The organism is Brachybacterium sp., assembly GCF_036379615.1.
Lineage (GTDB): Bacteria > Actinomycetota > Actinomycetes > Actinomycetales > Dermabacteraceae > Brachybacterium.
Window position 1 is genome coordinate 138,303 of record NZ_DASVGJ010000036.1, and the last position, 12,149, is coordinate 150,451.

Annotated in this window: 11 protein-coding genes; 6 read left to right on the forward strand and 5 right to left on the reverse strand. The window is 69.2% G+C overall.

The annotated features are described in order from the left end of the window. Positions 1–86: 86 nt before the first annotated feature. From VF289_RS07180 to VF289_RS07195, 4 genes are read right to left on the reverse strand one after another with little or no spacing between them, the layout of a single operon-like run. On the reverse strand, positions 87–659 hold the full coding sequence (locus VF289_RS07180; RefSeq protein WP_330882538.1) for a molybdenum cofactor biosynthesis protein MoaE: 573 nt from the start codon (positions 657–659) through the stop codon (positions 87–89). Beyond that, a complete protein-coding gene (locus tag VF289_RS07185; protein ID WP_330882540.1) occupies positions 656–1,204 on the reverse strand; it encodes a MogA/MoaB family molybdenum cofactor biosynthesis protein in 549 nt (182 codons plus the stop codon). The genes VF289_RS07180 and VF289_RS07185 overlap by 4 nt, the downstream gene beginning before the upstream one ends. Then, on the reverse strand, positions 1,201–1,749 hold the full coding sequence (moaC, locus tag VF289_RS07190; protein ID WP_330882542.1) for a cyclic pyranopterin monophosphate synthase MoaC: 549 nt from the start codon (positions 1,747–1,749) through the stop codon (positions 1,201–1,203). The genes VF289_RS07185 and moaC overlap by 4 nt, the downstream gene beginning before the upstream one ends. Continuing rightward, positions 1,746–3,053 (reverse strand): molybdopterin molybdotransferase MoeA, encoded by a 1,308-nt coding sequence (locus VF289_RS07195; protein ID WP_330882544.1) that lies wholly within the window; start codon positions 3,051–3,053, stop codon positions 1,746–1,748. The genes moaC and VF289_RS07195 overlap by 4 nt, the downstream gene beginning before the upstream one ends. Before the next feature lie 191 nt (positions 3,054–3,244). On the opposite strand from VF289_RS07195, the gene moaA reads away from it, so the two are divergent. Both moaA and VF289_RS07205 read left to right on the forward strand, forming a co-directional pair. Further along, positions 3,245–4,345, forward strand: a complete 1,101-nt coding sequence (gene moaA / locus VF289_RS07200; protein WP_330882546.1) for a GTP 3',8-cyclase MoaA — start codon at positions 3,245–3,247, stop codon at positions 4,343–4,345. A 61-nt stretch (positions 4,346–4,406) separates the two neighbouring features. After that, the gene (locus VF289_RS07205) at positions 4,407–4,691 is read left to right on the forward strand and encodes a MoaD/ThiS family protein (RefSeq protein WP_330882548.1); all 285 of its coding nucleotides are present in this window, start codon (positions 4,407–4,409) and stop codon (positions 4,689–4,691) included. Between the two features lie 2 nt (positions 4,692–4,693). Here VF289_RS07205 and VF289_RS07210 read toward each other — a convergent pair whose 3' ends face one another. Beyond that, positions 4,694–5,884 carry a ThiF family adenylyltransferase gene (locus VF289_RS07210; RefSeq protein WP_330882550.1) on the reverse strand — a complete coding sequence of 397 codons (1,191 nt, stop codon included), beginning with the start codon at positions 5,882–5,884 and terminating at the stop codon, positions 4,694–4,696. A 319-nt stretch (positions 5,885–6,203) separates the two neighbouring features. Here VF289_RS07210 and VF289_RS07215 point away from each other — a divergent pair, with 319 nt between their 5' ends. The 4 genes from VF289_RS07215 to VF289_RS07230 all read left to right on the forward strand — a co-directional run bounded on the left by VF289_RS07215 (position 6,204) and on the right by VF289_RS07230 (position 12,119). Beyond that, on the forward strand, positions 6,204–7,193 hold the full coding sequence (locus VF289_RS07215) for an ABC transporter permease (protein WP_330882552.1): 990 nt from the start codon (positions 6,204–6,206) through the stop codon (positions 7,191–7,193). Positions 7,194–7,200: 7 nt separating this feature from the next. After that, the gene (locus VF289_RS07220; RefSeq protein WP_330882554.1) at positions 7,201–8,217 is read left to right on the forward strand and encodes an ABC transporter permease; all 1,017 of its coding nucleotides are present in this window, start codon (positions 7,201–7,203) and stop codon (positions 8,215–8,217) included. Continuing rightward, positions 8,210–10,309 carry an ABC transporter ATP-binding protein gene (locus VF289_RS07225; protein WP_330882556.1) on the forward strand — a complete coding sequence of 700 codons (2,100 nt, stop codon included), beginning with the start codon at positions 8,210–8,212 and terminating at the stop codon, positions 10,307–10,309. The genes VF289_RS07220 and VF289_RS07225 overlap by 8 nt, the downstream gene beginning before the upstream one ends. A 91-nt stretch (positions 10,310–10,400) precedes the next feature. Beyond that, on the forward strand, positions 10,401–12,119 hold the full coding sequence (locus VF289_RS07230) for an ABC transporter family substrate-binding protein (RefSeq protein ID WP_330882558.1): 1,719 nt from the start codon (positions 10,401–10,403) through the stop codon (positions 12,117–12,119). Positions 12,120–12,149: the final 30 nt, after the last annotated feature.

Here is a 12,149-nt window from a genome sequence, read left to right on the forward strand (position 1 = left end):
TCCTGCCGCTCGTGCCTCGCAGCACGTCGATCAGCCCAGCACCTTCCCGACTGATCTCCTGCCGCTCGTGCCTCGCAGCACGTCGATCAGCCCAGCGCCCCCACCCATTCCGTCTCCCCATCGTCGAAGATCTGGTGCTTCCATATGGGCACCCTCTGCTTGACGGTGTCCACCAGGTCGTCGCAGGCGGCGAAGGCCTGCTTGCGGTGAGGGGCGGCCACGGCGCACACCAGGGCCGAGTCGCCGATCTCCAGGGGACCGTGGCGATGAGCGACGGCGACCAGGGAGTCCGGATAGCGCTCGGCGATCTCGGAGGCGACCTCGGCGATGACCTCCCCGGCGGTGGGATGCGCGGAATACTCCAGGCGCTCCACCCCGCGACCGCCGTCGTGATCACGCACCACGCCGTCGAAGGTCACCACGGCACCGCACCGCGGATCGGCGACCGCCGCGATCACCCGCTGCAGCGACAGCGGGGTCTCGCTGATCTCCGCGAGACGGACCCGGACAGTGGTCTCGCCCATCGCGGGGTCACCAGGGATGTGGAGGCCGCCGCCCGTGGCATCAGCGAGCGCGGCATCGGCGAGCGCGGCGTCACCTCCCGCCGCACCGAAGGGGGTCCTGCCGCGGGAGGGGTCGGAGGGATCGGTGGTGCTCACGCGTGGTCCCCTCCGTCGCGCTGCTCCAGCAGGTGGTCCAGGAGCGGGTCGAGCACCGCGATGCCGTCCTCGACGCCGCCGCGGGAGCCCGGCAGGTTGACCACGAAGCTGCGACCGGCCATTCCGGCGACGCCGCGGCTGAGCAGCGCCGTCGCCTTCTTCTGCACGCCGCGTCGGCGCACCTCCTCGAGGATCCCGGGCATCTCCCGATCGATCAGCGGTGCTGTCTGCTCGGGGGTGACGTCGCTGGGGCTGATCCCTGTGCCCCCGGAGGTGATGATGATGTCGATGTCGTCCCCGATGGCTGCGGCGAGCGCCCGCCCGACCTCCGGTCCATCGCTGACCACCAGCTTGTCCACGGAGTCGAGATCGCGCCCGCGGAGCCATTCCTGCAGCCGGGGCCCGGTGCGGTCCTCGTAGGTGCCGTCGGCCGCGCGCGTGGAGGCGATGAGGATCCGGGCCGTGCCGTGCAGAGCGGGACCCTCCGCGGGGTCCGCGCGCGCCGTGCAGTCCTCGTCGCTCCGTCGAGCCGGGACCTCCTTCATCCCTGGTCCTCCCGTTCTGTCTCGCCGCGAGTCTTTGCCTCGCCGCTGGTCTCCGACCCGCCACTGGTCCCCGCATCGGCGCGGCTCCAGTCCCCGCTCTTCCCGCCGGACTTCGAGAGCACCTGAACCCCCTCGATGGTCGCGAGGTGGTCCACCGCCTTGATCATGTCGTACACGGTCAGCGCCGCGACGGTGGCGGCGGTGAGCGCCTCCATCTCGACCCCGGTGACGCCTCTGGTGCGCACCCGGGCGATGATCTCCACCCGGTCCTCGCGGGGCACGAGGTCCAGCTCGACCCCGGACAGCGGCAGCGGATGGCACAGCGGGATCAGGTCCGGGGTGCGCTTGGCCCCCATGATCCCGGCGATCCGGGCCGTGGCCAGCGCCTCCCCCTTGGGCAGGTCGCCGCTGGCGATGCGTCCGACGACGTCGGTCCGGGTGCGCAGCACCGCCCGAGCGGTCGCCTCGCGAGAGGTGACGGCCTTGTCCGTCACGTCGACCATGTGGGCGGAGCCGTCGGCCCGCACGTGCGAGAGGTCGTTCATGAGTCTCCTCCGGGGATCAGCAGGGTCTCGAGCAGGTCGCCGTCACGGACCAGGGCGGTCCCCGGTGGCACGCGGACCAGCGCGTCCGCGGCGGCATACCCGCCGATGAGGTGGGAGGAGGCGCCGCCCACCAGGCGCACCCGTCCCGACGGAAGCACTCGGGCGCGTCGGTACTGGTCCAGCGCCTCCGGTGAGCTCTCCTCGGCCTCGAGCTGCAGCGGGAGGCGCAGCCGCCGGCGCTCCGGGGCCCCGAGAGCGGGTCTCGCGATGAGCTCGCAGCTGAGCAGGGCGGAGACGGGGTTGCCGGGGAAGGCGAGCCAGGGCACCCGGCGGCCGTCCACCTCGACGGTGCCGATGCCCTGCGGGCCGCCGGGCTGCAGGGCGAGCGTCGCGAAGGCGAGGATGACCCCGTCGTGCGCGGCGGCGTGCCGCACCACCTCGTAGGCGCCCATGCTCACGCCTCCGCTGGTGACGACGAGCTCGGCATCCAGGGCACGGATCTGCGTGCGGAGATGCTCCAGCAGGGTCTCTGCCTCGTCCGGCACGACGGCGGTGTGCACCACCTCGGCGCCGGCGTCGGTGAGCGCTGCGGCGAGCCCTGGCCCGTTCGCATCGAACAGGGCGCCGGGGGCGGGGGCCCCGGTCCGTGCAGGGCGCACCTCGGAGCCTGTGGACAGCACGATCGTGCGCACTCGCGCGCGGACCGCGATGTCGCGCACCCCGCAGGCCGCGAGGTGGGCTATGCGGGGTGGGGTGAGCAGACGGTCCTCGCGCAGAACGGTGTCCCCGCGGTGGGTGTCCGAGCCGCGCCGGCGCACGAACCGTCCCCCCTCCACGGACGCCGGAGTGAGGGTGACGCTCGTGGTCTCGGCGGTGACGGAGCGGGACCGGACAGCGCCGGAACGGACAGCGCCGCTCGCGGCAGCTGCGGCGAAACGACCGTCGGCGCTCTCCTCGACCGGGACCACCAGATCGGCCCCGTCCGGGAGCGGGGCGCCGGTCATGATCGGGCGCGCCGTGCCGGGCTCGAGGACGCCGGGTCCGTCCCCCGCAGCGATCACCGGACCCAGCGGAAGGGTCACGGCGACGCCGGCCCCGGCGAGGTCCCCGGCGGCGAGGGCGAAGCCGTCCATCTGCGAGTTGTCGAGGCCCGGGACATCGACCCGTGCGCGCTGCTCGGCGACGGCGACCCGGCCGACGGCACGCCCGTCGAGCGGAATCACCTCGGTGCCGCTCACGGACCCCAGCAGGGCGGCGGCATCCGCCACATGATCGGTCAGGGGGATCCGCTGGTCACCGGACATGGCGTGTTCACTCCTCGGTGCCGGGCTGCTCGAAGGCGCCGCACGGGGTCTGCACCCCGCGGCGTCCCTTCAGTATGGCGCGCCCGCGGGACCATCGCTCCGCCACCGCGGCAGCTGACCGCCTATCCTGGGAGCAGATCCCGGGCGCAGATCCCGTCCGGGACCGGACCGCAGCGGAAGGAGGTGAGCGCATGGCGTCGCGCCGCATCTCCCTGGGGATGCCGACCCCGCGCAGGACCGACGAGCAGACCACGTCCCTGCCGGACACCTCGGATCGGCCCGCGACCTCCGCGCTCGCCGATCGCTTCGGCCGTGAGGCGACCGATCTGCGGCTGTCCCTCACGGACTTCTGCAACCTGCGCTGCACCTACTGCATGCCCGCGTCCGGGATGACGTTCCTGAAGAAGGACCAGCTGCTGAGCGTGGACGAGGTGGTGCGCCTGGTGGGGATCGGCGTGGAGCGGCTGGGCATCGAGCAGGTGCGCTTCACCGGCGGCGAACCGCTGACCCGCCCCGACCTCGAGGAGATCATCGCGGGAGTGGCCGCGCTCCCCCGGCGTCCGGACATCTCGCTGACCACGAACGCGATCGGGCTCGATCATCGGGCGGGACCGTTGCGCGCGGCCGGGCTGGACCGGATCAACGTCTCGCTGGACTCGGTGGTCTCGGAGACCTTCGAGCGCCTCACCCGGCGTCCCCTGCTGCACCGGGTGCTGGCCGGTATCGACGGCGCCCGCGAGGCGGGCCTGGACCCGATCAAGATCAACACGGTGCTGCTGCCCGGGGTCAACGATCTCGAGCTCCCCGACCTGCTGGACTGGTGCCTGGACCGGGGACTCCAGCTGCGTGTGATCGAGCAGATGCCGTTGGATGCGGACCACATCTGGGACCGCGGCGAGATGGTCACCGCCGGGGACGTCCACTCCATGCTCGCCGGCCGCTTCACCCTCGCCCCGGTGGCCGAAGCCCGCAACGGCGCACCCGCCGAGCTCTTCGAGGTGACTGACAGCGCCGACGGCCGCCACCGCGGCCGGGTGGGCATCATCGCGTCGGTGACCCGTCCCTTCTGCGCCGACTGCCGCCGCACCCGCCTCACCGCCGAGGGTCGGGTGCGCACCTGCCTGTTCTCTCGCGAGGAGACCGATCTGCGCGGCGCACTGCGCTCCGGCGCTGAGGACGAAGAGATCGCCGAGATCTGGCGCGCCGCCCAGTGGGGCAAGAAGGCCGGCCACGGCATGGACCGGGAGGATTTCGTCCAGCCGGAGCGCCCGATGAGCGCGATCGGCGGATGAGGACGCTCAATGGATGGGGACGATCGACCGTTGAGGGAGATCGACGGATGAGAGAGAGGTGATGACCACGGAGGACAAGGAGTCCGACCTCACCGCCTCGGTGCCGCAGGTCAGAGTGCGTCTGTTCGCCGGCGCCGCCGCTGCGTACGGAGCGGACCAGGTGCAGGTGAGGGCCCGCACGCTGCAGGGAGCAGTCGACGCTCTCCGGTCCGGCGCCTCGGACGACGCCGTACGGGTGATCGAGCGCTCGAGCCTGCTGCTGAATGCAGTGGCCTGCACGGATCGCGATCGGGTGCTCGTCGACGGCGATCGCGTGGACGTCCTGCCGCCCTTCGCCGGGGGCTGAGTTCAGCCCGCCGGCGTCGCCGTCACCTCGACCGCGCTGCCCTCGACGGCGCTGAAGCCTCCGCGCAGGGAGCGAACTGTGATCCCTCGCGCAGCAAGAGCACGCTGGGTGCTCGCCGAGCGGGAGCCGGCCGCGCAGTAGAGCAGCACCCCCTCAAGCGCTTTCGCCGCACTGTCGTCGGCCGCTGCGAGCACCACCCCCATCGGCATGTGCTCCGCACCGCGGATCATGCCGCCGGTCAGCTCGTGCTCCTCACGGATATCGATCACCCGCACCCCGTTCTCCAGCAGGCCGGGCAGCTCGGCCACCGTCACCTCGTCGGCAGCCGGTCCCGTCGGCCCCGGGAGCCCGCAGGTGGCCATCACATCCTCGATCGCCTCGACCGGACGGCGCTGCGGATCCCGCGCGAGGGGCAGCTCGTCCCAGCGGGCGCGCAGTGCGTCGAACAGGGCGAGCTTCCCGAACAGCACCTCCCCCATGCCGGCGAGCACCTTCACCGCCTCCATCGCCATGGTCGAGCCGATCACTCCGCACAGCATCCCCAGCACCCCGGCCTCGGCACAGCTGGGCACCTCACCCGGCCGCGGCGGCACCGGATGCACGTCCCGGTAGGTGACACCGCGCCCGCCCGCCCCCCAGAACACGCTGACCTGGCCGGCGAAACCGAGGATCGACCCCCACACCAGCGGGATGTCCAGCAGCTCACAGGCATCGGAAGCCAGGTAGCGGGTGGGGAAGTTGTCAGTGCCGTCGAGCACCAGGTGATGACCTTCGAGCATCTCGAGCGCATTCTCGGGAGTGACCGCAGCCGCCACGGCGCGCACCGTGATCTGCGGGTTCAGCGCCTGCAGATGCTCCGCGGCGGCCACGGCCTTGGAGCGGCCCACGTCCGCCTGCGTGAACAGCACCTGGCGGTGGAGGTTGGTCGCGTCCACGGTGTCCGGGTCGAACAGGGTGATCTCCCCGATGCCGGCGGCTGCGAGATAGCTCAGCACCGGGGCGCCGAGCCCCCCCGCGCCGATCACCGCGACCCGGGCGGCCGCGAGCCGCCGTTGCCCCTGAGCTCCCAGCTCGGGCAGCCGCACCTGGCGGAGGTAGCGCTCCTCGGTGACCGCGGGGGGCAGCGCGCTGACCGAGCGGTCACGAATATCCGGGAGAGCACGGCTTTCGGCCCCGGAACGGCCCTCATGCACAGTGCCTCCGAAAACTCCATGTCTTTCCACCATGTGAGGTAGTCTCCCCCACGGCCACGCACTGTGGCGGCCGGATACCGATGGATAACAATTCGGCCATGGAGCCGTGACGAGCGCGAAGATGCGACTCGGGGTGCCCTACAGTGCAGAAACCTGCTCAGAGGATCCGCACAGTGGCGGACCGAGCCCCGATCATGTGAGGAATCCTGACGATGCGATCACGTTCGTCTGCCTGGAGGCGTCTGAGCCGCTGCGATGTCGTTCAGACGCACCCGGTCTCCCGTGCGATCGTCACCGACTCCGCCCCGGGAGTCCGTGAATGACCAAGTACATCCTGCGGCGGTTCGTCAACTACCTCATCCTCACGGTGGTCGCGACCGTCTTCGCGTACATTGCTGCGAGCCTGTTCTTCTTCCCCCGACGGCGCTACCTCGGGATCAATCCCCCGATCCCGGAGGAGTCGGTCGACGGCATCCTCAGCGCCTACGGAGTCAATGACAAGGATCCCGTCCTGCTGCGCACCTGGTGGTGGATCGAGCGGGTCCTCTTCGAACCGCTGACCGAGAAACTGGGTCAGGACCTCCAGGGCAACTGGGTGGTCCTCGAGATCATCGGTCGTTCTGGGCTGAGCCTGCGCCTGCTCCTGCTGGGCGCCCTGCTGGCAGCGGTCCTCGGCGTCACGCTCGGCGTGTGGGGGGCAGTGCGCCAGTACAAGGCCTCGGACCAGATCGTCTCCTACGCCTCGTTCATCCTCATCTCCACCCCGACCTTCGTGGGCGGCGTGATCCTGATGATTCTGGCCACCAACTTCAACCAGCTGCTGGGTTTCCAGGCGATCCGCTTCACCGGTCCCTACACGCCGGGCATCACGGGCTTCTTCCCCCAGGTATGGGACGGGTTCGTGCACCTGCTGCTGCCCACGATCGCCCTGACGTTGTTCGGTGCCGCCGGGTACTCGCGCTACCAGCGCTCCCTGATGCTCGACGTGCTGGGCAGCGACTTCATCCGCACCGCCCGGGCGAAGGGCGCGACCCGCAACCAGGCGCTGGTCAAGCACGGCGTGCGCGTCGCGCTGATCCCGATGTCCACCTACTTCGCCTACAGCTTCGGCACCCTGGTGGCCGGCTCGGCCTTCCTCGAGATCATCTTCTCGTGGGACGGCATGGGCAAGTACGGCATCGTCGCCGTGCAGACCTCCGACGTGAACGCGCTGGCCGGGAACGTCTGCTTCACCGCGATCCTGCTGCTGTTCAGCTCCACCCTGTCCGAAGTGCTGTATGCGGCACTCGACCCGAGAGTGAGGGTCTGACATGTCGATGAGCACTCAGCCTCCCGCTGACCACAGCTCGGATCTCGCCAGCGATATCGAGCCCACCGCGACCCTGATCGCCGATAAGTCCGGACAGTCCGCCGAGGAGAAGCAGAAGCCGCATCGTCCGATCTCCCGCAGCCGTCTGGTCTGGCGCCGTCTGAAGGGCAAGCCGAACTTCTACATCGGCGGCGCGATCGTGGCTCTGATCGTCGGCTTCGCCCTGTTCGGCGACTTCTTCAACATCTATGAGCAGGGCCAGCAGGACGTCTTCAACTTCAACTCCCCGCCCAGCGCCCAGCACTACTTCGGCACCGACGCGATCGGCGTTGACCTCTACGCCTCGATGACCTCGGCGCTGCGGAAGTCGCTGCTGATCGGCTTCCTCGCCGCGCCCACGGCCACGCTGGTCGCAGCGATCATGGGGTCGCTTGCCGGGTACCTCGGCGGACCCTTCGAGATGTTCACCAACTGGCTGATCAACCTGCTGCTGGTGCTGCCGGTCTTCTACGTGCTGATGATCGTCTCCCCCGCCATCGCGGACCCGAGCAACCTTCCCGCTGCGCTCCAGTGGCTCGGGTTCCTTCCCGCCTGGGGGCTGCTGGTCATCGCGATCGGGCTGTTCAGCTGGATGATCATGGCCCAGATCGTGAAGAACCAGACGAAGTCGCTCAAGGAGCGCGAATACGTCAAGGCCGCGCGCTACATGGGCGTGAGCACGCCGACCATCCTGCGTCGCCACATCGTCCCCAACGTCGCCTCGCTGCTGATCATCGACGGTGCCCTCGGCGTGGCCATGGCGATCCTGGCCGAGACCTCGCTGTCCTTCTTCGGCCTGGGCATCCAGGCGCCGGACGTCTCCCTGGGCACCCTGCTGCAGGACGGCACCGGCGCCGCCGTCTCCCGCCCGTGGCTGTTCGTGATCCCGGCGGCCTTCCTGGTCGCGCTGCTGACCGGCGTCGCCCTCGTGGGCGATGCCCTGCGCGACGCCATCGACCCCACCAGTGAGGTGAACCGTGCCTGAGCCTCTGCTGCAGGTCAAGGACCTGACCGTCACCTTCCCCAACTCCACCGGCGGTGTGCGCGCCGTGCGTGGGGTGGACTACACCGTCGACGAGGGCGAGTTCCTCGGCATCGTCGGCGAATCCGGTTCCGGGAAGTCCGTCTCCTCCCTCGCGGTGATGGGACTGCTGCCGAGCTCCGCGAGGATCGACGGGGACATCACCTTCCGCGGTGAGTCCCTCCTGGGGATGAGCGATCGTGCGCTCTCGAAGCTGCGCGGCCGCGACATCGCGATGATCTTCCAGGATCCGCTCTCGGCACTGACCCCGGTGTACACCATCGGCCAGCAGATCCGGGAGGCCCTGACTCTCCACGACAAGAACCTCCACCCGCGCACCGCCGAGAAGCGGGCGGTGGAGCTGCTGAAGATCGTCGGGATCCCGGCGCCCGAGCGGCGCGTCAAGGCCTTCCCGCACGAGTTCTCCGGTGGCATGCGCCAGCGGGCGATGATCGCGATCGCGATCGCGAACGATCCGACGCTGATCATCGCCGACGAGCCCACGACGGCGCTGGACGTGACGATCCAGGCACAGATCCTCGAGGTGCTGCAGAAGGCCAAGGAGGTCACGGGGGCGGCCGTTGTGCTGATCACCCACGACCTCGGCGTTGTCGCCGGAAACGTGGATCGCGTGGCTGTGATGTACGCGGGCAAGCTGGTCGAGAAGGGCCCGGTCGAAGAGGTGTTCCGCGCCCCGCGGATGCCGTACACGATGGGCCTGCTGCGCTCGGTGCCGAACATGCTCACCGCCGGCAAGGAGCGGCTGGTCCCCCTCGAGGGGCGCCCGCCGAACCTCGCCGAGCTGCCTCCGGGCTGCCCCTTCGCGGATCGCTGCCCCGCGGTGCAGGAGCGCTGCCTCACCACGGAGCCGGAGCTGCTGACCGTGCTCGACGACGGTCGCGAGGCCGCCTGTCACCGGGCCGACGAGATCGCGGCGGGCACCCTGAAGCCCTCGGACATCTTCCCGCGTCCTGCCCACGAGGAGCGGGCGCTCAAGACCAGCGGCGACCAGCAGCCGGTGGTCCGCGCCGAGGACCTGGTGCGCCACTTCCCGCTGTACAAGGGCTCGGTGTTCCGTCGCGTGGTGGGCGCTGTGAAGGCCGTCGACGGGGTGGACTTCGAGGTTTTTCCCGGCGAGACCCTCGGCCTGGTGGGCGAGTCCGGTTCGGGCAAGTCCACCACGGCACTCGAGATCATGGAGCTGGTCAGCCCCCAGCGCGGCAGCCTCGAGGTCAACGGCAAGGACGTCGGGAAGCTCTCGAAGGCCGAGCGTCTGGCGATGCGGCAGGACGTGCAGATCGTCTTCCAGGACCCGATGGCAGCGGTCGATCCGCGAATGCCCGTCGGTGACATCATCGCCGAGCCCCTGACCGTCCACCGCGTCCCCCGTGCGGAGCGGGACCGGCGCGTGGTCGAGATGCTCGAGCTGGTGGGCCTGGCGCCGGAGATGACCGACCGCTACCCGCACGAGTTCTCGGGCGGTCAGCGCCAGCGCGTCGGCATCGCGCGCTCGCTGATCACGAACCCGAAGGTGCTGGTGCTGGACGAGCCCGTCTCCGCTCTGGACGTCTCGGTGCAGGCCGGCGTGATGAACCTGTTGGAGGACCTCCGCGAGCGGTTGAACCTGTCCTACTTGTTCGTCGCTCACGACCTCGCGATCGTCCGGGAGATCGCCGACAAGATCGCGGTGATGTACCTGGGACGGATCGTGGAGTACGGCCCCGTGCAGGAGGTGTACGAGAACCCTCGTCACCCCTATACCCGTGCGCTCATGAGCGCGGTGCCGGTACCGGATCCGCTGATCGAGCGTGAGCGCCGTCGGATCCTGCTCACCGGTGATCTGCCCAGCCCCGCCGAGGACATCCCGGGCTGCAACTTCGCCTCCCGGTGTCCGCTGTTCCGGATGCTCGACGAGGGCCGTCAGGCGAAGTGCCTCGGCGATGACCCGGCTGCCCTGCCCCACGGCGGCTCCCGGGTGGCCTGCCACCACGTCGACGAGATCGGCCGTCTGGACGACGCCGACATCTCTGCCCTGTCCCCCACCCCAGTTGACTGAGACTCCGCGTCCCAGCACCTCAGACCGCAGTACCCGCCCACGACCCAAGACCCCGTGCTGAGCTGCACAACACCCAGGAAGAGAGAAACCCATGAAGATCACGAGCACTCGTCGTCTTTTCCTCGCCGGCACCGGCGTGGTCGGTTCCGCCGCCGCGCTGGCCGCATGCGGTGGCCAGGCCACCGAGGAGGAGCAGCAGTCCCAGGCTGCGGAGGAGAACGAGCAGGCCGCTGAGGAACAGGGTGAGCTTCCCGGCACCGCCTGGGAGCGCATGGAGTATGACGAGGTCCCCGACGGCGGGACCCTGCGCAAGGCAATCCTCACCTTCCCGGCCAACTGGAACCGTGCCCACGTCGACGGCAACAACGCTGATACCGCCGAGATCTACTACACGATGGGTGAAGACTCCGTCATCATCGTCGACGAGTCCGGCAACAAGACCTTCAACCCGGACTATGTCGTCTCGGCGGAGCTGACCAGCGAGGACCCGCAGACAGTCTCTTTCAAGTACAACCCGGACGCGAAGTGGGACGACGGCTCCCCGATCGTGGTCGATGACCTCATCGCCGAGTGGAAGGCCACCAACGGTTCGAACGAGGAGTTCCTCGTCGTCTCCACCGTGGGCACGGAGCAGATCGAGTCGATCACCCAGACCGATGACGAGTTCTCCGGCGAGATCGTCTTCTCGAGCCCGTACATCGACTGGATCACCTTGGTGCACCCGGGCGGTCCGGCCTCCTCCTATGCCGACCCGGCCACCTTCAACGAGGCGTACGTGAGCGAGCCGCGACCCGGCAAGGGCCCGTTCACGGTCGACAACCTCGATCAGTCCGGCGGCGTGGTCACCCTCAAGCGCAACGAGCACTGGTGGGGCCGTGCGCCGAAGCTCGAGTCGATCATCTTCCAGGTGGTCGATCAGACCACCCAGCCGCAGTCCTTCGCCAACGGCGAGATCGACTGGCTGGACGTGGGCACCGGTGACGTGCTCACTCAGGCGAAGACCCGTGAGGATGCGGTCATCCAGAAGACCAACGGTCTGACCTGGACGCATCTGACCATCAACGCCAAGGGCGGCGACGGCGCTCTCGAGGACGTCAAGGTCCGTGAGGCGATGGCACGCGGTATCGACCGCGACGCGATCGGCCGCGCTGTGGTGGGCCCGCTCGAGGCTCCCGTCGTGCTGGTGGACAACTTCGTCTACATGCCCGGCCAGGAGGGCTACGAGGATTCCTTCGGGGGTCTGGAGTTCGATCCGGAAGCGGCGGGCGCTCTGCTCGACGAGGCCGGTTGGACGCTTGAGGGCGACCAGCGCACCAAAGACGGGAAGACGCTGGATCTGAGCATCATCATCCCGGCGGACACCAAGTCGAACTCCGATCGTGCCCGTCAGGTGCAGACGAATCTCAACGAGATCGGCTTCAACTGTGAGCTGCAGACGGTCCCTGCCGACGGCTACTTCCCGGACTACGTCCAGCCGAAGACTTTCGACATGGTGACGTTCTCATGGGTCGGTACCGCCTACCCCGAGTCCTCGTCGGTGAACCTCATGTACCCGCTCGATTCGGGGCAGAACTACACCAACTTCGCCGATGACCGGCTCGGCCCCCTCAACGAGGAGCTGAAGGCGGCCTTCGACCTGGAGGAGCGGCACCGGATCGCCAACGAGGTCTCGACGGTGATCGCGGAGTCGTTCGTGGTCATCCCGTTCTACGCGACACCGAACATCGTGGCCATCAAGGAGGGCGTCGTGAACACCGGTGCCTCGCTGTTCGAGACCACCGACTGGACCCAGGTCGGTATCAAGGCCTGATCGCCTGGACCTGAGGAGGGGCCGGGCCGC